General features: G+C 63.7%; 19 protein-coding genes. 6 read left to right on the forward strand and 13 right to left on the reverse strand.

What is annotated here, in order from left to right; genetic code table 11:
• Window positions 1-4: 4 nt before the first annotated feature.
• From KAK11_RS20665 to KAK11_RS20680, 4 genes are all read right to left on the reverse strand, one after another.
• Window positions 5-1,171 carry a hypothetical protein gene (locus tag KAK11_RS20665; RefSeq protein WP_210811417.1) on the reverse strand — a complete coding sequence of 389 codons (1,167 nt, stop codon included), beginning with the start codon at window positions 1,169-1,171 and terminating at the stop codon, window positions 5-7.
• Window positions 1,168-2,487 carry a hypothetical protein gene (locus tag KAK11_RS20670; RefSeq protein WP_210811419.1) on the reverse strand — a complete coding sequence of 440 codons (1,320 nt, stop codon included), beginning with the start codon at window positions 2,485-2,487 and terminating at the stop codon, window positions 1,168-1,170. Before KAK11_RS20670 ends, KAK11_RS20665 begins: the two co-directional genes overlap by 4 nt.
• Window positions 2,488-2,673: 186 nt before the next feature.
• The gene (locus KAK11_RS20675) at window positions 2,674-4,296 is read right to left on the reverse strand and encodes a carboxyl transferase domain-containing protein (protein ID WP_210811420.1); all 1,623 of its coding nucleotides are present in this window, start codon (window positions 4,294-4,296) and stop codon (window positions 2,674-2,676) included.
• A gap of 62 nt (window positions 4,297-4,358) precedes the next feature.
• The gene (locus KAK11_RS20680; protein ID WP_210811424.1) at window positions 4,359-5,531 is read right to left on the reverse strand and encodes an isovaleryl-CoA dehydrogenase; all 1,173 of its coding nucleotides are present in this window, start codon (window positions 5,529-5,531) and stop codon (window positions 4,359-4,361) included.
• Between the two features lie 171 nt (window positions 5,532-5,702).
• Here KAK11_RS20680 and KAK11_RS20685 point away from each other — a divergent pair, with 171 nt between their 5' ends.
• Window positions 5,703-6,452 (forward strand): TetR/AcrR family transcriptional regulator, encoded by a 750-nt coding sequence (locus KAK11_RS20685; RefSeq protein WP_210811425.1) that lies wholly within the window; start codon window positions 5,703-5,705, stop codon window positions 6,450-6,452.
• A 10-nt stretch (window positions 6,453-6,462) separates the two neighbouring features.
• Here KAK11_RS20685 and KAK11_RS20690 read toward each other — a convergent pair whose 3' ends face one another.
• Complete coding sequence (locus KAK11_RS20690; protein ID WP_210811427.1) at window positions 6,463-7,578, reverse strand: acyltransferase family protein; 1,116 nt, start codon at window positions 7,576-7,578, stop codon at window positions 6,463-6,465.
• Between the two features lie 279 nt (window positions 7,579-7,857).
• On the opposite strand from KAK11_RS20690, the gene KAK11_RS20695 reads away from it, so the two are divergent.
• On the forward strand, window positions 7,858-8,961 hold the full coding sequence (locus KAK11_RS20695; protein ID WP_210811430.1) for a serine/threonine protein kinase: 1,104 nt from the start codon (window positions 7,858-7,860) through the stop codon (window positions 8,959-8,961).
• Here the strand turns inward: KAK11_RS20695 and KAK11_RS20700 are convergent.
• On the reverse strand, window positions 8,924-10,378 hold the full coding sequence (locus tag KAK11_RS20700; protein ID WP_210811432.1) for a flavin monoamine oxidase family protein: 1,455 nt from the start codon (window positions 10,376-10,378) through the stop codon (window positions 8,924-8,926). The two genes, KAK11_RS20695 and KAK11_RS20700, sit on opposite strands and share 38 nt — an antisense overlap.
• Before the next feature lie 107 nt (window positions 10,379-10,485).
• Between KAK11_RS20700 and KAK11_RS20705 the strand changes: the two genes are divergently transcribed.
• The gene (locus KAK11_RS20705) at window positions 10,486-11,394 is read left to right on the forward strand and encodes a LysR substrate-binding domain-containing protein (RefSeq protein ID WP_210811434.1); all 909 of its coding nucleotides are present in this window, start codon (window positions 10,486-10,488) and stop codon (window positions 11,392-11,394) included.
• A gap of 15 nt (window positions 11,395-11,409) precedes the next feature.
• On the opposite strand, the gene KAK11_RS20710 is transcribed toward KAK11_RS20705, so the two are convergent.
• The gene (locus KAK11_RS20710) at window positions 11,410-12,426 is read right to left on the reverse strand and encodes an outer membrane protein assembly factor BamB family protein (RefSeq protein ID WP_210811435.1); all 1,017 of its coding nucleotides are present in this window, start codon (window positions 12,424-12,426) and stop codon (window positions 11,410-11,412) included.
• Between the two features lie 277 nt (window positions 12,427-12,703).
• Window positions 12,704-14,599, reverse strand: a complete 1,896-nt coding sequence (gene htpG / locus KAK11_RS20715; RefSeq protein ID WP_210811436.1) for a molecular chaperone HtpG — start codon at window positions 14,597-14,599, stop codon at window positions 12,704-12,706.
• Between the two features lie 173 nt (window positions 14,600-14,772).
• Between htpG and KAK11_RS20720 the strand changes: the two genes are divergently transcribed.
• A complete protein-coding gene (locus tag KAK11_RS20720) occupies window positions 14,773-15,777 on the forward strand; it encodes a hypothetical protein (protein WP_210811438.1) in 1,005 nt (334 codons plus the stop codon).
• A 59-nt stretch (window positions 15,778-15,836) separates the two neighbouring features.
• On the opposite strand, the gene KAK11_RS20725 is transcribed toward KAK11_RS20720, so the two are convergent.
• Window positions 15,837-17,540, reverse strand: a complete 1,704-nt coding sequence (locus KAK11_RS20725) for an MBL fold metallo-hydrolase (protein ID WP_210811439.1) — start codon at window positions 17,538-17,540, stop codon at window positions 15,837-15,839.
• A 57-nt stretch (window positions 17,541-17,597) separates the two neighbouring features.
• Here KAK11_RS20725 and KAK11_RS20730 point away from each other — a divergent pair, with 57 nt between their 5' ends.
• Both KAK11_RS20730 and KAK11_RS20735 read left to right on the forward strand, forming a co-directional pair.
• Complete coding sequence (locus KAK11_RS20730; RefSeq protein ID WP_210811440.1) at window positions 17,598-18,293, forward strand: phytanoyl-CoA dioxygenase family protein; 696 nt, start codon at window positions 17,598-17,600, stop codon at window positions 18,291-18,293.
• A complete protein-coding gene (locus KAK11_RS20735) occupies window positions 18,281-18,565 on the forward strand; it encodes a 2Fe-2S iron-sulfur cluster-binding protein (protein WP_210811442.1) in 285 nt (94 codons plus the stop codon). The genes KAK11_RS20730 and KAK11_RS20735 overlap by 13 nt, the downstream gene beginning before the upstream one ends.
• On the opposite strand, the gene KAK11_RS20740 is transcribed toward KAK11_RS20735, so the two are convergent.
• The 4 genes from KAK11_RS20740 to sbcB all read right to left on the reverse strand — a co-directional run bounded on the left by KAK11_RS20740 (window position 18,553) and on the right by sbcB (window position 22,556).
• On the reverse strand, window positions 18,553-19,089 hold the full coding sequence (locus KAK11_RS20740) for a GNAT family N-acetyltransferase (RefSeq protein ID WP_210811443.1): 537 nt from the start codon (window positions 19,087-19,089) through the stop codon (window positions 18,553-18,555). The two genes, KAK11_RS20735 and KAK11_RS20740, sit on opposite strands and share 13 nt — an antisense overlap.
• Window positions 19,086-20,207 (reverse strand): beta-ketoacyl-ACP synthase III, encoded by a 1,122-nt coding sequence (locus tag KAK11_RS20745; RefSeq protein ID WP_210811444.1) that lies wholly within the window; start codon window positions 20,205-20,207, stop codon window positions 19,086-19,088. The genes KAK11_RS20740 and KAK11_RS20745 overlap by 4 nt, the downstream gene beginning before the upstream one ends.
• 114 nt (window positions 20,208-20,321) lie before the next feature.
• Window positions 20,322-21,017, reverse strand: coding sequence for a DUF6781 family protein (locus KAK11_RS20750; protein WP_210811446.1), 696 nt, complete (start codon window positions 21,015-21,017; stop codon window positions 20,322-20,324).
• A gap of 105 nt (window positions 21,018-21,122) precedes the next feature.
• Window positions 21,123-22,556 carry an exodeoxyribonuclease I gene (gene sbcB, locus KAK11_RS20755; RefSeq protein WP_210811449.1) on the reverse strand — a complete coding sequence of 478 codons (1,434 nt, stop codon included), beginning with the start codon at window positions 22,554-22,556 and terminating at the stop codon, window positions 21,123-21,125.
• Between the last annotated feature and the right edge of the window lies 1 nt (window position 22,557).

Here is a 22,557-nt window from a genome sequence, read left to right on the forward strand (position 1 = left end):
GGAGTCACCGTTTCGAATCGACACCTTGGCCAGAGACCAAATTGCCATTCACCGAATACAGCACACATCGAGCACGACTTCGCTCCTCGCAGCCCCGCACGGCACGCTGGGGGATGCTCTCCTTGACCGTTGGGTTGAGAGACTCACCCCAAGACATCCAAGCATCCCCATTGTCTGAAACGGCAAATGCTTTGGGATTGGGTTTGGTCAGATAGATCTGATAGCGCTGCTCGGCCTGCTTGCTCATGGCAGGAGCCTCGGCAGCCCGACTGATCGCAGGCGCCACAATCGGTACCGGCTTCACTTGCGACGGCACAAGCGCAGTTGTCTGGGCGGCAGCTGCCGGTGCAGCCACGGCGGCTACAGCGACGGGCTTGCTGATCTGAGCCACCGGCGCCTGCATGATTGACGCCGGAAACATATGAGCCCAAACCTCCTCAGCGCACTCAGCGGCGTAGGCATCCATGCGCTGTCTGATCATCGCTGCACGATCGGCGATAAGGTCCTCGTAGCTCGGTGGCGTCGCCTCACTCCTGTTTTGGTAGTCGCAGAACCCCTCTGCCACCACGGCCTTGCGCGCCCGATCGATCAGACGGGCTTTCAGTGAGTACGCCAGCCGATAACGATTCCATTGGGTTGGCAGGTAGGTGCCGCCCCAGGCCCCGGTACGCACATCAAGCACAAAGGCCGCTGAGCTTGGTGCCACTTTGAGAATGTGACCCACATCATCCGATTCTGAAATGCCCACTGGCACCAAGGTCGGGATTTGAAACGAGGACTTCAAGCGAGCAGCGAGCGTGTCAGCGACTTTGCGCCCGGGGTCGGTCATCCCTCCCAATTCAGACAATTCCTGGCCCTTGGTGGACGCACTGTCATTCAGCACTGCACCACCGAGAAGCCCACCGGTAAAGGTGGCGACCACAGCAAACTTGAGGCCGTCTTGGCTCGTCAAGAAACGGAACCTCGGGTCTCCCACGGTCTGCGCAAGCGGTTCTGCGCGCAGTTGAGCCAGCACACTGGGCGTTGCCGACTGCTTGGTGAAAGACGAGCAGGCCGTCAGCAAAGCCACGATCGAGGCACAACCGAGCAGCCTTCCCACTGAGCGCTGCCAGTGCCACGCCCCTTCGACTTGAGCGACAGAGGGCAGCACTGAACTGTTCACAGCGTTCATGGGCGCTCCTTTTGAGTCAACCCAAACACCACTCGATCATCCACCGCATACAGCACACAGGTGCTGTTGCTGCGCTCCTCGCAGCCGCGCACAGCACGTTGGGACACCGTGCCCTGGACGCCTGGCCCCTCGCCCCAAGCCATCCACCAGCCCCCATTCGCCGACACCGCAAAGGCTTTGGGATTGGGCCGCGACAGGTAGATGTGATAGCGGTGGGCGATCTGTGAGTTCTCCAGGACCCGATCCGCGGCCGTCCGGGGAGGCAAGACGATCATCGGGCCACGCCCAGCGTCTGCCGCAGACGTTTGCGGAGCAGGCAAGATGGCTGGCGCGGGCGCAGAGGGCGTGGGAGGCGGCGGGGCGGCGTTCACCGCTGCCACAGGCAGGATGGGCTTGGGTGGCAGCGAATCACTCTTGCGCTCAATGGCCTCAGCAGTCGCCTTTTGCGTGGCCGTACGGCTTTGCTGAGCCACGTCAGGCACCGGGGCAGTGGAAGCTGGCGCCACTGAAACCAAGACTGGAGGCGCCGCAGGCCGAGGGGGCTCTGGGGCCTTTGCAGGCGCTGGCGATGCGTCCGGCAGGTCCACGGCGGCTTTTGGTGCCGGCGCAAGGGCGGCAACCACAGGTTCTGACACAGCAACTGGCGCGCCGATATTCAGAGGCAAGCCTTCCGACAGCTGACCCCACATCTCGGTGATACAGGCTTGCGTGTGCTTGTCCATCGCCTGATGCAGCCGAGCCGCTCCATCCGCGATCAAGGCGTCGTAACCCGCGATTCGATCCGACTCTGCATCGATGCGCTGGCATTGTGCTGTCGCGACCATACTCCCCGTTTGGCTGTCGCTGAGCGAAACAGTTAACGCCAATTGAGTGCCGTAGCGGCCCTTGTCCAGCGCCAAATACTGTGCCGCCCAACGGTCGGTCCTGGCTTCCAACACAAATCTGCTCGGCGGCGGCGCGCCCAGCTCACTCCCATCTTCAGGCTTGGCCAAGCTTTGCACCTTGGCACCCGCGGACCGCCCCAGCCGGGTGGCCAGCTCTGTGGCAACGGTGTAAGCCGGATCCGTCAGGCCCACCTCTTTGGCCAAGGGCGCGCCAGCCTGCTGGGCTGCACTTTCTGCGGCTGCAATCACCAAATCTGCATTCAGAAACAGCGCGCCGATCAGGGTCGCAGCGGTTGCACCACCGGTTGAGAGACTGAAATTGGCCGGCCTCACTTCCGTGGACAAAGTGTTGCCCTGAAGAACGGCCAGCGAATCGGGCTTGAGCGTTGGCCGCTGCGGCGGCGCCACGCAGCCCGTGAGTAAGCAGGCCACCGCCAATGTGGTGAGAGCCGCCTTGGGGCCCTGAGTGGTCCTTGATGTCTTGCACCGCGTCATACATTCCCTTGATGTTTGAAGTTGAGGCTGCCGCGTGAGCTCAGGCGACATCCAACTCAACATCTTGCCTTGCCGCAACACCAAAATCGGCATCGCCACCCTCATTTTTGGGCGGCACAGTCGTCACATCCGGAACACCCCAAACTTCGCATCGGGAATCGGCGCATTCAAGCTGGCCGACAAGCCCAGCGCCAGCACGCGACGGGTGTCGACGGGGTCGATCACGCCGTCGTCCCACAGGCGGGCACTGGCGTAGTAGGGGTGGCCTTGCACTTCGTACTGCTGCTTGATGGGCGCCTTGAAGGCGGCTTCTTCGTCGGCGCTCCACTGACCGCCCTTGGCTTCGATGCCATCACGCTTGACGGTGGCCAGCACGCTGGCGGCTTGCTCACCGCCCATCACGCTGATGCGAGCATTCGGCCACATCCACAAGAAGCGGGGCGAGTAGGCCCGGCCGCACATGCCGTAGTTACCGGCACCGAAGCTGCCGCCAATGATGACGGTGAACTTGGGCACATTGGCGCAGGCCACGGCCGTCACCATCTTGGCGCCGGCGCGGGCAATGCCCTCGTTTTCGTACTTGCGGCCGACCATGAAGCCGGTGATGTTCTGCAAGAACACCAGCGGGATCTTGCGCTGGCAGCACAGCTCAATGAAGTGCGCGCCTTTGTTGGCGCTCTCCGCGAACAGGATGCCGTTGTTGGCGACGATGCCCACTGGCATGCCTTCGATATGGGCAAAGCCGCAGACCAGCGTCGTGCCGTAGCGGGCCTTGAATTCATCGAACTCGGAGCCGTCGACGATGCGGGCGATGATCTCGCGCACATCAAAGGGCTTGCGGGTGTCGGTGGGGATCACGGCCAGCAGCTCTTCGGCCGGGTACTTGGGCTCCACCGGCGCACGCAGCGCCAAGGCTTGAGGCTTTTGCCAGTTGAGGTTGGCAACGGCCGAGCGGGCCAGCGCCAGCGCATGCAGGTCGTTATCCGCCAGGTGGTCTGCCACGCCTGAGAGCCGGGTGTGCACATCGCCACCGCCCAGGTCTTCCGCGCTCACCACCTCGCCCGTGGCCGCCTTCACCAGCGGCGGGCCACCCAAAAAGATGGTGCCCTGGTTCTTGACGATGATGGTCTCGTCGCTCATGGCCGGCACATAGGCGCCACCGGCCGTGCATGAGCCCATCACCACGGCGATTTGCGGAATGCCCAGGGCCGACATATTGGCCTGGTTGTAGAAGATGCGGCCAAAGTGGTCACGGTCCGGGAAGACCTCATCTTGGTTGGGCAGGTTGGCACCGCCCGAGTCCACCAGGTAGATGCAGGGCAGCTTGTTCTGCTGCGCGACTTCTTGGGCCCGCAAATGCTTTTTGACCGTGAGCGGGTAGTAAGTGCCGCCCTTGACGGTGGCGTCGTTGCACACAATGACGCACTCCACGCCGCCGACCCGGCCAATGCCCGCGATCATGCCCGCGCAAGGCGCGGCGTCGCTGCCGTCCTTCTCGGGGTACATGCCCAAGGCCGCCAGCGGGGCGATCTCCAGAAACGGCGTGTCCGGGTCCAGCAGCATCTCCACCCGTTCGCGGGGCAGCAGCTTGCCGCGGGCCAGATGCTTGGCGCGGGCCGCCTCGCCGCCGCCTTCGGCAATCTTGGCCAGCTTGACGTTGAGGTCATCGACCAGGGCCTTCATGGCCGCCGCATTGGCTTGCGACTCGGCCGAGCGCGCATTGAGCTTGGTGGAAATGATGGGCATGTTGTGGTCCGTCGTCAGAGCAAGAGAGTAGTGCGCGTCTGGCGCCCCTGCGGGGCGTGGCTTCAGCAGGTCTCGGCGAAGAGTTCGCGGCCGATCAGCATGCGGCGGATCTCGCTGGTGCCCGCACCGATCTCGTAGAGCTTGGCGTCGCGCCACAGGCGGCCGGTGGGGTACTCGTTGGTGTAGCCCACGCCGCCCAAGGCTTGAATGGCCTCGCCGGCCATCCAAGTGGCTTTCTCGGCGGTGTAGAGGATCACACCCGCTGCGTCTTTGCGCAGGGTGCGGGCATGGTCGCCGCGGTCACAAGCCTGGGCCACGGCATAGCCATAGGCGCGGCAGGCCTGGAAGGTGGAATACATGTCGGCAATCTTGCCTTGCATCAGTTGGAACTCGCCGATGCTTTGGCCGAACTGCTTGCGCTCGTGCACAAAGGGCACCACCACATCCATGCAGGCCGCCATGATGCCCAGCGGGCCGCCAGACAGCACCACGCGCTCGTAGTCCAGCCCACTCATCAGCACCTTGGCGCCATTGCCTTCACCGCCCAGCACGTTTTCAGCCGGCACTTCGCAGTTGTCAAAGAACAGCGGATAGGTGTTGGAGCCCCGCATGCCCAGCTTGTCCAGGTGCTGGCCCTTGCTGAAGCCCTTGAAGCCCTTTTCGATGATGAAGGCCGTCATACCGCGTGCGCCCATCTCGGGCTCGGTCTTGGCATAGACCACCAAGGTGTCGGCGTCGCCGCCGTTGGTGATCCACATCTTGGAGCCGTTCAGCACATAGTGGTCGCCCTTTTTGTCGGCACGCAGCTTCATGCTGACCACGTCGGAGCCCGCGCCTGGCTCGCTCATGGCCAAAGCCCCCACCTGGGTGCCAGCGATCAAGCCCGGCAAGTACTTGCGCTTTTGCGCCTCGCTGCCGTTGCGGTGGATCTGGTTCACACACAGATTGCTGTGCGCCCCATAGCTCAGGCCCACCGAGGCACTGGCACGGCTGATCTCTTCCATGGCCACCATATGAGCCACATAGCCCATGGCGGTGCCGCCGTATTCCTCAGCCACGGTCAGGCCATGCACGCCCAGGTCACCCAGCTTCTTCCACATATCGGCCGGGAATTCATTGACCCGGTCGATCTCGGCCGCACGCGGTGCGATCTCGTTTTGTGCAAAGTCGCGCACGGCTTCGCGCAACGCGGCGATGTCGTCGCCCAAAGGGAAGCTGAAGGTGGATTCGAACATGCGGTGTCTCCTGACGCTGTGACAGGATGGCCGCTGTTGAGCCATCCTCAATAGAAACCCTGATATTGCGCACCCAGACCAGACCATCGCTGTCCAAAATGAGCCGCAGCAACCAGGAATCTAACAGCCCGCCTCTTGCGGATCAAGTATTTTTTGAGTGATACTCAATTTATGCCATCAAGCCGCCGTCCCGCCCCCCAGCAACAGCCCCCCAGCGGGCTCGTGGGTGCACGCCGGGCCACCGCCAGCGCCAAGAGTGAGCAGCGGGTGCGCGACATCCTGCGGGTGGGCCGAGACGTGCTGGCCGAGAAGGGTTATGAGCGCGCCACCACCATTGAGATTGCGCAGCGCTTGGGCATCTCTGAAGCCACGGTGTTCACCTACTTTCGCGGCAAGCGCGAGCTGTGCGTGCGCGTCATCAGCGACTGGTACGACGAGATCATTGCCGCCATGCAGGCCGTGTTGAGCGAAGCTCAGGCCCAGCAACAGCCGCTGCGCCAGCAATTGGCCCTGCTGATGCGCACCCATTTACAGCTGTTTTTGATCCAAGGCACAGGCTTGTGTGCACTGGTGCTCTCTGAGGGCCGCTCCAAAGGCCAGGAGCTGGGTGACAGCTTTGCGCCCTTGCAGCGGCGCTACACCGCCCCGCTGATGGACCTGCTGGCGCGTGGCCAAGCCAGCGGCGAGATCCGCCAAGATGTGCCGCTGCGCCTGCTGCGCCCCATGGTGCTCGGACCGATGGAACACATTTTGTGGGAGGTGGTGGGCCAGACTTCGAGTGGCAGCGTCAAGACCACCGACCTGGAAACCACCAGCCGCGCCTTGCACGATATGGTGTGGGCGGCCATTGCAGCCCCTGAGCAAGAATTAGCTCAGTTGCGGCGCTTCAAGGCCAGCATTCTGCAGGCCGTGGACGGCTGAACAAGCCGACTCAACGCCCCTGCTGCGCCACCGGCTGCGGTGCCTGCCAGGGCCATACCATGGGTTGCGCCAATATGCGGGTCATCCACGCCGCAGCCAGCATGCTCAATGCCCAACTCAGTGCCAACAGCCACCAAGCCGCTTGCGCATCCACCAAGCCCCAGCGGGACGCCAACGCGCTGACCACCAGGCTGGCCGCGTAATGCAGCAAAAACAAGGCATAGCTTTGTGTGGCCAGGGCGCTCAAGACTGCCTTGATCTTCAGAGGGAGGCGCAGCGGGCGGCACTGTGCGGCCCACCACAGGCTCAGCGCCACCAAGGCGGCCAAGGCCACGCGACTGCGCCAAGCCAGGTCCAGCGCCAGCACCACCACCACGGCCATCAGGCCCAAGGCCACTGCGCGCTGCCAGCTTGAGCGCAAGCCCGCGCCGCGCTGCACCCATGCGCCTAAGCCGTAGCTGGCCCAAAAGTACCACGGCGCCATGTCCCAGTCGCTGTCGAGGTTCCACACCCAGAGGCTGGCCGCTACCGCCACCAAAAGCAAGCCCCCTCGCGCCCAAGCAGCCCAAGACTGGGCCAGGGCCGCCCACAGCAAGAGACTCATATAAAGCTGTAAATCGATGGCGACGTACCACACGCCGACACTGAGGGCCGGCACCTCCAGCCAATCTTGCAGCAGCAGGGCGTGGGCCCAAAGCTGAGCCAGGCTGGGCGCTGGGGGCGTGTCAGCATCGACCATCCAGCGACGCGCCAGCCAAGCGGCCCACAGGGTCACGACCATGGCCACCGCAAAGGGCTTCATCAGGCGCTGCCAGCGGCGCCACACCAAGCCCGCAACACCGCCCACCGTCACCGGGGCCGACAGCGCCCGCTGCAGGCTTTGCGCTGATAAGTAGCCGCCCACCACCAGAAAGACCTGAACCGCCAAGCGGCCGTGCTCAGCCAGCCATGCAGCCCACTCGGGGGCGGCTTCATGGGCAGCCGCCGCCACCGGCCCGTACAAGACAAAGTGATGCCACACGATGAACTGCGCGGCCAGCACTTTCAAGCCATCAACCCAGATCACATCGGCCGGCGCCAAGGGGGCGGCCAAAGAGCGGTCATCCGCCCGACAGGAAGCACTCATACAGAGAAAAGCCACCTGCCAAGCCGGGGGCCGAAAACCCAAAAAAGTGGGCGATTCTAGGTGCGATAAAGCCCATTTTTAGAGGGCCGACGCATCTTTTTCATCAGGGTGTCACACTGCTGAAATATGAGGCACGGCATTCAATCCTCAATTGCGACAAGCACTTAGCACCACCACCCCCGACTTATTCACACCCTTTTCCACGATCCGCAGGGACAACCCCGACGGCTGCCCTGCCCAACGCTCGCGGCGCCTTGACAAGCCCCGTACCATCGCAGCATGAGCACCCCCACAGATACCAGCACCCCCTATGCCCGCCTGGGGCCTGACACCGTGCTCGACGCCCTGAACGCTGCGGGCCTGCCCGCAGACGGGCGGCTCTTGCAGCTCAACTCCTATGAAAACCGGGTCTGGCAAGCACCGCTGGACGACGGGCGAGTCGTGGTGGTCAAGTTCTACCGACCTGGCCGCTGGACAGATGCGCAGATCTTGGAAGAGCACGCCTTCACCGCCGGATTGGCGGCCGCCGACCTGCCGGTGCTGGCACCCTTGGCCCTACAGGCAGACGGGCACGACAAGCGCCTGCGTGTGAGCCAAGCCCAAGCACCGGCACCTGATGCGTTCGACGAAGAGGCCCCAAGGACGCCCCAGCCCACGCTGGGCCACTTTAACGACGAGCTCAGCGGCGCAGGGGCGTGGCGATTTGCGGTGTGTGAGCGCCGTGTGGGCCGGGCCGCTGAGTTGGAAGAGCCCGAGGTGTTGGCGCGCATGGGACGGCTGTTGGCCCGCTTGCATGGCGTGGGCAGCCGCAGCCGCTTTGCACACCGCCGCACCTTGGACAGCCAGACCTTTGGCCATGCAGCGCGGGCACGTTTGATGGACGGCGGCTTTGTTCGCCCTGAGACCGAGGGCGCATGGATCAGCGCCAGCGCCCAAGCCCTGGACTTGGTGGACCAAGCTTTTGCCCGCCACGAGGGCCTGCGCCACCTCCGCCTGCATGGGGATTGCCATTCGGGCAATGTGCTGTGGCGGGCCGAGGGTGAGCATGCGGGGCCGAACTTTGTGGACTTTGACGACTGCTGCATGGGGCCGGCCATCCAAGACCTGTGGATGCTGCTGCCCGGTGAGCGCAGTGCCGTGGAGGCCGCGCTCTATCACCTGCTCGATGGCTACCGCGACTTTCGGGAGTTTGACGACCGCGAACTGCTGCTGATCGAGCCCTTGCGCACCTTGCGCATGATCCACCACAGTGCCTGGCTGGCCGAGCGCTGGAGCGACCCGGCCTTTCCGCAAGCCTTTCCCTGGTTTGCCAGCCCCGCCTATTGGAGCCAGCAAACCACCGAGCTCAGAGAGCAGATCGAGCGGATGCAGCAGACGACATGATCTCCTCGGCCGCGCGCTGGCCGGACATCATCGCGCCATGCACGGTGGCGAAGTACTGACGGTGGGTGGCTTCACCCGCAAAGAACAAGCGGCCCGAGACCGAGCGCGCCAAGTCATCGCGCTGGCGCGGATGGCTGCCCAGGGCGTTGAAGGAATAGGAGCCGCGCGACCACGGGTCCGCACCCCAGCGGCTGATGGCCCAGGCTTTGGGCTGAGGCGTTTGGGGCCCGAAGATGGTGCGCAGGGTTTGCATGGCGCTGGCCACAGTGGCCTCATCGCTCTGCGTCTCCATGCGCTGTGCTGTATCCGCCGCATTGAAGCCCAGCAGCACCGGCTTGCCCGTCGGCCTGGTCAAGCTGACCCATTCGGTCCATAGGCCATAAGGCTCGGGGATGTACTCCTGCCAGTCGTAATCGGGGTCCCAAAACACCTGGTCGAACTGCAAAAAGCACTTGTTGAAGACACCCATGCCCAGCTTGCTGATGGCATCGCGCTTGGCCTGTGGCAGCGCGGGTGTGAAGCTGACGCCACCGGCCTTGAGCACGCCCAGCGGCACGGTGATGAGCACATGATCCGCCGCAAACGCACCTTGGCTGGTTTGGACTTTCACGCTGTTGGCTTGCCAGTTGATGCTGCTGACGGCGTGGCCGAGGCGGACATCCAAGCCCTCGGCCAAATGGTCAATCAAGGCGCCGTAGCCGTCGGGGAAAAGCACATCGCCGCCCTTGAAGGCCTTGTCAGCGTCGTACCAATAGGTCGACTGCAAGGTGGCGGATCCGGCCCACTCTTGCTCAATGGTGCTGTTGATGAGGAAGTCGGTGTAGCGCTTGTCTTCCGCGTTCATCTGCGCATAGCCCAGCCCCTGGGTGACGGTGGTGCGCACGGGTTTGTCCTTCTCCGCTTGCTGGCCCGCTTTGAGGGCCTTGTTCATGCGCTTGGTCAGGCTGTCCAGGCGCGCGCGCTCGGCCGCGCTGACGGGCTGGCCTGAGGTGTTGAAGGTGATGGTGCTGTCGTAGCTGGTTTCCACCATGCGTGCCCCGGCCTCCTGGGCCAGTGCTGTGACCGGGTTACCTTTGACCCCATGAATCCACGATGCGCCCAAGTCCAGCGGCAGACCCAGGCTGCGGTCGGTCCAGATGCGCCCCCCCAATCGTGGGCGGGCCTCCAGCACCGTGACGGACCAGCCCGCATCCGACAAAGCGCGAGCTGCCGCCAGCCCCGACATGCCCGCCCCGACCACCAACACCTGGCCGGCAGGGCCTGCGCCCGGCCGATCTTTGGCCTGGGCTTTGGAGGCTCCCAGCAAGGCCCAAGCAGCGGCCAAGCTGCCCGCAACCTGGGTGAGCCAAGCTCGGCGCGAGGCCTGTGCAAAAGGCGCCGCTTCTGCGGCAGAGGGTGAGCTGAACAATGGACTCATGACCAACGACGACCGGAATGTAAGGATTGCCACATGCTAGGCAAGCCTTCGCCGCCCCACAAGCAAAGATTCCACGCATAGGCTGAAAGAAAAACTAACATCGCAGCATGAGCGACACCCCAGACCACCGTGCCCGCCTGCCGCCGCTGAACGCTCTGCGCGCCTTTGAGGCGGCAGGGCGCTTGGGCAGCTTTGTGGCCGCGGCCCAAGAGCTGCATGTCACCCACCCCGCCATTGGCCGCCACGTGCGCCTGCTGGAAGAGCATGTCGGCCAGGCCTTGCTAGAGCGCCATGCCCGCGGTGTGCAGCTCACCCCTGAAGGGCGGCGCTACCACGCACAGGTCAGCGAGGCCTTTGCGGTGTTGGCGGCGGCCACCGATGAGCTGTGCGCACGCCAACAAGCCGCCTGGCTGCGCTTGGCGGTGACGCCCGGCTTGGCCGCGCGCTGGCTACAACCGCGTTTAGGGCAGTTCAGGCAGCTCTATCCCGACTGGCGGGTGTCGGTAGAGCCCCAACCTTGGTTGACCCACTGCCCGGCCGAGACCGACCTCGCCCTGATGTATGGCGACCCTGGCGACTTCAGCGGCCCCACCGAGGTCCTGCTGCGCCCTGCCATCTTCCCGGTGTGCAGCCCCGAGTGCTTGGCTCAGCACGGCGCCCCCCAAAAAGCCAGCGACTGGCTGCGCTGGCCCTTGCTGCATGAAGACGAGGGCGAGTGGTGGAGCGATTGGCTGCGCCGCAGCGGGCTGAAACGCCGCCTGCACAGCGAGGTGGCTTACGGCAGCGCCGAGACCGTGTTGCAACTGGCGTTGCAGGGCCAAGGAGCTTGCCTCAGCAATGCCCTGCTGGTGGGCAGCGACCTGGAACAAGGCCGGCTGGTGCGCCCTGTGGCCGAGGCCCACACCCTGCAGGCTTATGTGCTGCTAGAGCGACCCACAGGCTTAAGCCCGGCAGCCCAGGCCTTCAAGGCCTGGCTGCGGAAGGAAATAGTAATTGGCACACCAATACACACCTGAGGCTTGGTTCAGGCCTTATGGCGTCAGCTTCACAGCTGTCAGCTTGCCGGTCGATTGAGAAATATACAGATACCCATCTGCCACTGCCAATCGCCCAGACACTCGCTCAGACCAAACCGTTTTTTGAGTCTGGAGGTCGACAGCATAGGTAGCTGCATTGGTGGCCACAAACAAATGGGTATTGGTAACGACCAAGTTGGATGCCACCGATTCCGTCGATGGAACCCACCAGTTCCATACTCGCTTGCCTTTAACCTGGGTGCGACCAATCACCCCCACATTAGCGGGCGAAAACACGACGCCGCCCGCCAAGGCTGGCTGTCCCTTGTAGGCAGCGTCATCCTTTGCCCACCGAATGCTCCTATCGGTCAGATTGAACATCAAGAGACGCCCGCCGCTGGTGACATAAGCGTCACCTTTACCGCCCAGCACAGGTGCCTGACCCGAACCCTGCCAGTTGGAGGCAGGATCGGGAATCTTAAAAGCAAGTTCTCCCGTGAGTCGGTCAACGGCGTGAAATGTGCTGCCTACAAAACTGTAGGCATATCTCTCATCAACTGCGGGCGTCCACCCATCATATTGAGGCATGCCAATGAACCACTTACTGACGCCCGTATCTTTGCGGAACATCTGCATGCCGCCGTAGTAGCCAGCATTGACGTAAACCTGATTCTTATAAACAGTCGGCGCTAGGTAATGCTCCCATTGCGCCGAGTACGCCGACTGGAAGCGTTGCTCCCCCGTCGCAGCATCCAGCCCACGCAACCATGAATCGGAGCCATGATTGCCAGTCTGCAAATACACAACGCCATCAGAGTAGCTCGGTGGATTGACAGAAAAAACAGAGCCGTAATCTACCTTCCACAGTTGGTCGCCCGTGGACGCATCCAATGCGTAGATGAATTGCCCATTGAAGTAGCCCGTTGTTGACACAAAGAGGCGACCATCTGCAACGGCCACATCAGTCAAACCGACGCCAGAGCTGATCTGTTTCGTCCACCGCGTCTGAAAGTTCGCTGCGGAAACACTCAAGGGTGCATAGCCTGTGTGAGCCGCGTTCGCTTGGTACATCGGCCAAGATTGAGCTTGGACCTGGCCTGATATGACTGCCGCGCAGCCCAATGCAGCGGCCCACACTAGTCGTAAGGAATGAGTCAAAAGAACCTCCCGGGGATGATGGATTTGTGCGTAGGCTAGCCCGTGTCCATGCTTAGAACCGAACCGGACTTTTTTTGCCCGGTTCAGTATAGACAAGCACCTTGACTTGGGTGCCCCTGGGAGATTCCCTTAACAATCTAAGAGACGCTGGTCAGTCGCAGGTCAGCAAGGCCGTCACACGGCGCACATAGGCGGCCGGATCTTCCAGTTGGCCCCCTTCGGCCAGCAAGGCTTGGTCGAAGAGGATGTGGGCCAGGTCGTCGAAGCGGGCGTCGCCGTCCAGGCGCTTGACCAGCGCATGTTCGGCGTTGATCTCCAGGATGGGCTTGGCCTTGGGGGCGTCTTGGCCGGCTTGCTTGAGCATGCGGGCCAGGTGGGCGCTCATGTCGCCCTCTTCCACCACCACGCAGGCCGGGGAGTCGACCAGACGGGTCGTGACGCGCACATCTTTGGCGCGGTCCTTGAGGGCTTCTTTGAGCTTGTCGAGCACCGGCTTGAAGGCTTCGGCGGCCTCTTCCGCCTTCTTCTTTTCTTCCTCGTCCTGCAGCTTGCCCAAATCCACCGCGCCCTTGGCCACGCTTTGCAGCGGGTGGCCGTCGAACTCATAGAGGTGTGACAGCAGCCACTCGTCCACGCGGTCGATCAGCAGCAGCACCTCGATGCCCTTCTTCTTGAAGATCTCCAGCTGCGGGCTGCTCTTGGCCGCAGCCAAGCTGTCGGCGGTGATCACGTAGATGGCCTCTTGGCCTTCCTTCATGCGCGAGACATAGTCGGCCAGGCTCACGCCCTCGTCGGCATGGGTCGAGGCAAAGCGATAGAGCTTGGAGAGGCGCTCGCGGTTGGCAAAGTCTTCGCCAATGCCTTCTTTGAGCACGCCGCCAAACTCCTTCCAGAAGTCGGCGTACTTGGCCTTGTCGTCGGCGCTGTCGCTGTCGGCCAGGCTTTCCAGCATGGAGAGCACGCGCTTGGTGCAGCCTTCACGAATGGCCTTGACGTCGCGGCTTTCTTGCAGCAGCTCGCGGCTCACATTCAGCGGTAGATCCGCCGAGTCGATCACACCCTTGACGAAGCGCAGGTAGGTGGGCATCAGCGCCTCGGCGTCGTCCATGATGAAGACGCGCTTCACATAGAGCTTCACGCCGCCGCGCTTGTCGCGGTTCCAGAGGTCGAAGGGCGCCTTCTTGGGGATGTAGAGCAGCTGGGTGTACTCGCTGCGGCCTTCGACCCGGTTGTGGGTATAGGCCAGCGGGGCCTCTTGGTCGTAGCTGATCTGCTTGTAGAACTCTTGGTACTCAGCGTCGGTGACCTCGCTCTTGGCGCGCGCCCACAAGGCCTGGGCCTTGTTGACGGGCTCCCACTCGTCCTTCTTGACCTGGGCGCCCTTGCCCTCGTTGGCCTCGGCGTCCCACACCTCTTGTTGCATCAGCACGGGCAGGCTGAGGTGGTCCGAGTACTTGCTGATGATGGACTTCAGCTTCCAGGTGGAGAGGTACTCGACCTCTTCGTCGCGCAGATGCAAGATCACATCCGTGCCTCGCTCTGGCCGGGTGATGGTCTCCAGCTCAAACTCGCCCGTCCCCTCACTGCTCCAGCGCACGCCTTGCTCGGCCGGCAAGCCCGCGCGGCGGGTTTCCACCGTCATGCGGTCGGCCACGATGAAGCCCGAGTAGAAGCCCACACCGAACTGGCCGATCAGGTTGGCGTCCTTCTTCTGCTCGCCATCGAGCTTGGCCATGAACTCGCGGGTGCCGCTCTTGGCGATGGTGCCCAGGTGAGCGGCGGCTTCTTCGGCACTCATGCCAATGCCGTTGTCACGAATGGTCAGAGTCTTAGCCTCAGCGTCGAAAAACACCCGCACATCCAAGTTGGGCGCGTCTTCCAGCAGCTCGGGCTTGTCCAGGGCTTCGTAGCGCAGCTTGTCGCAGGCGTCTGAAGCATTGGAGACCAATTCCCGCAGAAAGATTTCTTTGTTCGAATACAGCGAGTGGGTCACCAGATGCAGGATCTGTTTGACCTCGGCCTGGAAGGAATGGGTTTGTTTGCTCATGGTGTTTTCGGAATATGAAATCTGAACACCACACAGGCCCAAGCGGCCCGGGTGCTGGCAGGCCATATGGGGACAGCGACAGCCGTTTCAAGAGGGGCACGCTCTCCCCTTGATGCAGGATGCACAAAACCTCGCCTTCCCCTACAGTCGGGCGTTAAAACAAGGAGGAACTCATGCCTGTCATCAATGCCGCCAGTGCTGCCGCCTTTGCGGCCCCGTGGTATCAAGCCACCCACCAGCCCGTGATGCGCAAGATGCATCGCATCGAAGCCACCGGGGGCACACAAGACGCCGTCGACGCTGTGTTGAACTACCCCTTCGAGCGCCTGATCTATGCGGAAGGCGACTCCTGGTTCGACAAATTCACTCCCCTGCTGGAGACTGGCACCAACCTGCTGGATGCCATCTCCACCCCCTATTTCACAGGGGTGGTAGACGTCTCACACATTGGCGATGTGGTGTCGGACATGGTGCGAGGCGGCCAGCGCCGCCAGACCGAAGCCATGTTCCAGCTCTTCGACTTTGACGCCATCCTCTTCTCCGGCGGCGGCAACGACTTGAAAAACCTGTTTGCCGAGCTGTACGACGCCCAACACAGCCAAGCCCTCTCGGGCCAGACCCTGGCACCGGCCCATTTTGTGCAGCTGCTGGCGGGCCAAATGGCCTCGCCCCAGGCGGATGAGTTTTTTGACGAGGTGATCACGCAGATCAAGGCCTTTGTCACCCTGCGCGACCGCGCCGGCAGCGCCAAGACGCGCAAAGCGCCCATCCTGGTCAACGGCTATGACTACATCCAGCCCCGCCCGGTCACGGGCGCGTTGGTGGGCGGCCTGCTCAAGGTGGCCGGCCCTTGGCTCTACCCATCCATGAAACGTGCAGGTTTGAGTGACGGCCAGATGTTCTCAGCGGCCCGCGCTGTGGTGGACAAGCTCAATGAGCGCCTGCACGCCGAAGTGGCGGTGCTGCCCAATGTGCATGTGATTGACGCACGCGGCCTGCTCGACCCCGCCCTGCCCGGCTCCAACACCGCCAGCGGCGATTGGCTGGACGAGATCCACCCCAACAAGGCCGGCTTTAGCAAACTGGCCCGCCACCGCTGGGACGCTGCGCTGGCGCAACTGCTGGGCTGGCGGCCCAATATGGCGGACTTGATTCCGCCACTGGACTTTGATCGCTGAGACGGCGACAAGATGGGGTCGGGCCCAGCCCGGCGCCTGGGGCCGCCACAACCTGAGGCTCAGGCTTCCCAGATCGTGGCCTCATCACCTGGCCGGGCGTGGATAACGCCCTCGCCCGCCAGTTTCAGCAAATGGGCCGTCAGCGAGCGGGCTGCAATGCCATGGCGCTGCACGGGCACATCGCCATAGACCGCTGGCACCAGAGCCACCGCGGTGCTGGGCCCACTGGCCTGCAGGGCGGCCAGTACCTTGGCCTCGCGGGCGCGGCGGTGGGCCAGCAGCTTGCGGACCTCGGCATGGGGCTCGGCCATCAAAAAGCCGTGGCCGGGGGCGAACCAACGCAGCGCCATCGTCAACAGGCGCTCCAGCGAACGGAAGTAAGCCGACATGTCGCCATCCGGCGGGTTGATGACCACGGTGGAGCCTTGCATGATGTGGTCGCCCGTGAAGAGCGTCTCTTCCTCTTGCAAGAGCCAGCACAGGTGGTTGGCCGCATGGCCCGGGGTGTGAACCGCTTGCAGATGGGTGTGCGCCCCCAGCGTCAACACGTCGCCGTCCAAAGCCGAGTGATCCGGCTGAAACGCCGTGTCTTGCCACTCTGGGTTCAGCGCTGCCAAACCCACCAAGGGCGCGCCGGTCAAAGCCTTGAGCGCCTGAGCGGCGGGCGAATGGTCTTTGTGGGTGTGGGTCACCACGATGCGCGCCACGCGGCGCGGGCCCACAGCCGCCATCACCGCTTGCAGGTGGGCCGCCGTGTCGGCATCGTCGGGCCCAGGGTCCAGCACGGTGACCTCGGCGCTGCCGGGCTCAGCGATGAGATAGGTGTTGGTGCCTGGCCCGGTCATCACCGAGCCGTTGTTGCAGGTGACGCGCGTGATGCGCGGTGACAGGGCCACGGCGCGCAGCGGTGGCAGCTCAAAACACACCCCTCCGCGCCCTTGAGGGTCAAGCCGGCCGATTTCGGCCCAGGCGGGCTCATCGGGCAGCACGGGCCGTCCCTTGCCCGCGGCGTTCTGCCCCAAGCGCGGCATCATCAGCGGTGGATGCTGGCGACCCCGCGCCTCCTCCAAGATGGCCTGCACCGTGTCGAAGCGGGCCAGGTCTTGCAGCGTGCGCGTGGTGACCGGCAAGAGCTTGAGCCCCGCCTTCAGGGCCTCGGCCGGCGTGAACCAGGCCAGCTCTTGGGCCTCGCCTTCATCAGCTTGCGCCACCTGCCCCTCGGGCAAGCGCGCCACATAAAACCGCGTGTTGAAGCGCTTGGGAATGCCCGGCGGCGTCAGCCAATGCGAGTGATACACCAGCGCATCGAGTTGGAGGCGCAAGTCGTGCGCCTCACACAGGGCCACAAAGTCGGCGCCGGTGACCGACGCCTTGCGCTCCTGCGCTGTGGGCCAACTGGCCGGCGTGCGGCCCGAACGCGCGAACAGCACACCCACTTCTTCAAAGCACTCGCGCACCGCCGCCACGCTGTAATCCAACGCCCCACTCGCCAGCCCCAGCCGGGCATTGGCCGCCGCGGGCGTGTCACCCTCGCAGCGCGCGTGCAAGGCCGCATCCACCGCATCCAGCACCCCACCCGGAAACACCCACACGCCACTGCGCAAGTCGTTATCTCGCTCTGCGCGGCGCAGCATCAGCACCTGAGGCGCGCCAGGGCTCGCGGCCTCAGCAGGGGCTTCGCGCAGCACGATCACACTGGCGGCCAAGCGAGCGCCAGCAAACAAGTCCGGCAGAGGGGGTTCCAAGTCTTGGGGAATGTTCATGGGTCGAGTTTAGTGTGCTGTGGCAGCATGGCATCTGTGCTGTGGAAACCACTTCGAATGACCGCTGCGGAAAACTTAGATCAACTGGGCGTACTGTCGATTCCCGGCGTCCTGACGGCGCCGCAATGTGCAGATATCGAGCGTGAGCTGGCTCCTTTGGTCAGCGACTCCGCGGGCACACGGCAATTGCTTCAAGAACGCTGGTGCAAAGCGTTGGCCACGCAATTGCGTGAGCACCCTTCCTTAAAGCAGTTGCTCGCTTCTACGCCGCGTGCCGTTCAATGCACTTACTTCGAGAAGGACCGCCTGCGTACCTGGCTGGTCAGCCTGCATCAAGACCTCTCTATTCCCGTGGCGCAGCGTGTTGAAGCTTTGGGGTGGCAGGGATGGTCTTTGAAGCAAGGGCAATGGTTTGTTCAAGCTCCCCCAACGGTGCTGGCGAGCTTGGTCGCCGTGAGGCTGCATCTGGATCCTTGCGGCCCAGAGGACGGGCCGCTCAGGGTGCTGTGCGGAACGCACCTGCACGGCGTCATTGATGCAGAGCTGGCTCCGGGATGGCGACAACGCGCCGCTGAACAGACTTGCGTGGCGCATGTGGGGGATGTTGTATGCATGCGCCCTTTGCTGCTGCATGCATCCTCGAAAGCGACTGGCACCAGCCGGCGCCGAGTCTTGCACTTTGTTTTTGGGCCGGCGAGCCTGCCCAACGGCCTGCGATGGCCCGACCTCGCGGACTCTGCATGCCCCAACTGACCATCACCCCTGCCGGTTGGACCCTGCCGATAGAGCCCGGCCAAAGCCTGCTGGAAGCAGCCTTGAGCGCTGGCGTGCGGCTGGCGAAGTCCTGTCGCAACGGCACCTGCCGTGCGTGCTTGTGCCCGATGACGTCGGGGCAGGTGCGCTATCGGGTGGAGTGGCCCGGCTTGAGCACCGAGGAGCGTGAGCAAGGGCTGGTGCTGCCCTGTGTGGCGGAGGCGCTGGGGGATGTGACCCTGCATGCGCCGTCGGCCACTCAGACGCTCTGAAGATCGGCTTCTGTCGGCTCGCGCCACCAAAAGAGCTGGGTGAAGCTGCCATCGGCATTGGCTCGCAAGCCGCCTTTGAGCATGCCGGCCTTGCTCAAGACTTGTTGAGATCGCAGGTGGGCCGGGTTGACCGTGGCAGCGATCTGCGTCGGGGAAAAGTTCTTGGCGATGTACTCGAGCATGCCGCGTACCGCCTCGGTGGCATAGCCTTGGCCCCAGTGCTCGCGCGCCAAAGCGTATTTGATCTCGCCCAAGGGCCGCAGCTCGGGATGCACTACACCACAAAAGCCCAGCACCACCTCGTCAGACCGCCGGCACAGCGCGGCCATGCCATAGCCCTTGAGCGCATAGCGCTGCTCGATCACGGCGAGCCATTCTTGGCAACGCTCGGCCGTCAGCGCCTCGCCATCTCCCACATAGCGCATGGCCTCGGCATCGCCGTAAACGGCCACCATGGCCGCGAGGTCATCCGCCGTCGGTGGGCGGGCGCCCAGCCTGGCGGTCTCGAACAGCCAAACGCTCATTGGCGGCGCAAGAGCACCGAGCCGATGGAATATCCCGCGCCAAAAGAGCAGATGACGCCCAAGTCTCCCTTGGCCATGTCGCCTCGGGTTTCGTGAAAGGCAATGATGGAGCCAGCCGACGAGGTGTTGGCATAGCGGTCGAGGATGAGCGGCGCGACTTCGGCGTCGGGCTCCTGCCCCAGCAGCTTGCGGATGATGAACTGGTTCATGCCCAGGTTGGCTTGGTGCAGCCAGAAGCGGCGCACCTGCGGCGCGGTGAAGCCCAGGGCTTCAAGGTGCGCGCTGATGTGGGCGGCGGCCATGGGCACCACCTCTTTGAAGACCTTGCGGCCTTCTTGGCGGAAGGTTTTGTCGCGGGCGTCATGCGGCGTGTCTTCACAGCGGTTCATGAAGCCAAAGTTGTTGCGGATGTTGTTGGAAAACTGGGTCGACAGCTTGGTGCCCAGGATCTCAAAACAATCACTGCTGCGGGCTTCATCAGCCCGCTCCACCACGGTGGCGGTGCAGACATCGCCAAAGATGAAGTGGCAGTCGCGGTCGCGCCATTCCAGGTGGGCTGAAGTGATCTCGGGGTTGACCACCAGCACCCGGCGTGCGCTGCCCGAGCGCACAGCGTTGTAAGCCTGCTCAATGGCAAAGGTGGCGGTGGAGCAGGCCACGTTCATGTCGAAACCATAGCCTTGGGCGCCAATGCCTTGCTGAATCTCCACCGCCATGGCCGGATAGGCGCGCTGCATGTTCGAGGCACCGCAGATCACGGCATCGATCTCATGCCCCTCTCGGCCGGCCGCTGCCAGTGCTTTTTGGGCGGCATCCACACCGATCTCGGCCATCAAGGACATCTGGTCGTCGGGGCGCGGCTCAAACTTGGGATACATGCGCGCCGGGTCCAGCACACCAGCCTTGTCCATCACAAAGCGCTGCTTGATGCCCGAGGCTTTTTCGATGAATTCCACACTGGAGGGCGACAAGGGCTCGCGCTCGCCAGCGGCGATGGCCACCGCATGTTCAGCGTTATAGCGCTCGGTGTAGGCATTGAAAGCCTCGACCAGTTCGGCATTGGTGATGACATGAGGCGCCTGGAACAAGCCGGTGCCGCTGATGACGACTGCTGTCATGGTGGATGAGGGTTGGTGAGACACAGCGCGCCTGAGCCCACGGGCTCAGGCGGCACGAAAAAGCGGGAGGCGAGAGTGTCTGCGCCCACGCCCGCCGCCTCTAGAGAAGCCGCTCTACTTCTTGGCCCGGCTGCTCTTGGCCGCTGGGGCAGGAGCAGCGGCCACACCGCCCTGGCTGAAGGCATCCGACAAGCCCAGCAGCACGCCGCTGACCATGGCGGTGTAGCTGTCGGCCAGGGTTTGCACGGCCTTGAGGCTGGCGGCGCGGCTGTCCCGCAAGGTGGTTTGCATCTGGTCGGTGAGCTGGGCCACGGTGGCGGTGGCCTGCAGGCCGGATTGGCTGCCGGCCTTTTGGAACTGCTCCATGACTTGGCTCCAGGGGCCGGTCATCGGCGCGTCGGCGCCGGCCGCCGCCTTTTTGATGGCGGCAAACATCGTGTCTTCAAATTTCTCCAGGTTGGAGAGGGCCTCTTGCAACGGTTTTTGCTGCAAGCTCATGCCTTGGTCCACAAAGCGCTGCAGCGCCAGCTTGTTGGCCTCGACGGCTTTGATCAACGCGTCATCCAAGCCCGCCACGGCCGAATTGAGCAAACCCTCAGGGTCGACATTGGTGTTTTGCGCCGCCCCAGCACTGGCCGCTTGGGTCACGGACTTGACCACCGCACGAATGTTCTTCAGGCTCAGCTCTCGCCCTTGCAGGGCCTTGAGCGTGGCGTCGGTGACGCCCTTGCGCAACTGCGCCGTGCCCTTGGCGCTGGCTTGGGCAAATTGCTGGATCAGGGCGTCTTGGTCGATACCGGACTTGAGCATGGGTTCTCCTGAGGGTTGGTGAATGACTGAGCCATCCTACGCCCAGACCTTACGCCAGCCCGTGCGTCGTGTGCAGAGGGCAAGCCCGAGGCCGCCCAGGCAGGCTCAGTCCAAGGGCGGCGCAATCTGCTCGGCCCAGTCCATCAGGGCGCCCAGCAGGTCTTGGGCGGCGTCGTCGGCCGACTCCCCCAACTCGTCAATGCGGTCTTGGAAGGCCTGCAAGCTGAGGCCCCCGCCCACCCCATGGTGCAAGCGCTCCACGCAGTGCTGCTGCCAGCGAGCGCGCTCGGTGGCGTCCAGGCTCTGGGCAAAGTTGCGGGCACGCCAGCGGAAGTGCAGCTCGCCCAGGCGCGGGTCGTCAAAGCTGGCGCGGCGCTGGGCGTCCAGATCCTCGGGCCGCGCCCGCAGGCGGTCCAAGCGGCCGCGGTCTTGCGGGCCCACAAAGCCGCCGTAGAGGTCTTCATCGACATCGGCGGGCTCTCCCCGCTCTGGGCGGGCAAACACATCAGGCCAGATGCCGGCCATGCGCGCCCCACCCTGGGCCGCCAGCTCGGCATGGCGCAAGGCCTGGGCCATGTCCATGCCCCAGCGCTCGGCCATGGCCGGGCTCAGGGTGCGCAAGTTGGCAATGACGATGGGCGATTTGTTGACATGGATGCTCTTGAGCGGCAGTCGTGTGACGCCTTCGGGCAGCTCTTCGGCGCGGGTGAACACCCGCTCGCGGATCTGGGCCGCGTTCAGGCCAAACAGCTCGGTCGGGTCTTGGGCCAGGTCCCAGACGATGAGTTCGTTCTTGTTGGTCGGGTGCGGCGCCAGCGGCCAGACCACGGCCAGGCAGCCCCGCTCCACGCCATACATGCCCGAGATGTGCAAAAACGGGCGGCCCACGCCGATTTCGTCCCACACGGCCTGCTTGTGGCGCAGCCGCAGGCAGAAGTCCCAGAGCTTGGGCTGTTTCGTCTTGATCAGCCGAGCCAAGGCGACGGTGGCTCGCACGTCAGAGAGCGCATCGTGCGCCGCTTCGTGGCTCAGGCCATTGGCGGCGGTGAGGTGCTCCAGCTTGAATGACGGCCGGCCATCCTCGTGCTGGGGCCACTCAATCCCCTCGGGCCGCAGCGCCCAGGTGCAGCGCACCACGTCCAGCAGGTCCCAGCGGCCGCAGTCGTTTTTGTACTCGCGCGCATAAGGGTCGATGAGGTTGCGCCAGAACAGGTGGCGGGTCACTTCATCGTCGAAGCGGATGGTGTTGTAGCCCACGCCGATGGTGCCGGGCTGCGACAAGGCCTTTTCAATCGTCGCCGCAAAGAGGTGCTCGGGCAGGCCCTGGGCTTGGCAATGCTGAGGCAGGATACCGGTGAGCAAGCAGGCTTCAGGGTCAGGCAGTGCATCGAGCGGGGGCTGGCAATAGTGCATCAGCGGCTCGCCGATCTCGTTCAGATCAGCATCGGTGCGCACCCCCGCAAACTGGGAAGGACGGTCGCGGCGCGGCACCCGGCCAAAGGTTTCGTAGTCGTGCCAGAAAAAGCTGAATTCACTCATG

This window comes from Ideonella paludis, from assembly GCF_018069865.1.
GTDB classification, from domain to species: Bacteria; Pseudomonadota; Gammaproteobacteria; order Burkholderiales; family Burkholderiaceae_C; genus Ideonella; species Ideonella paludis.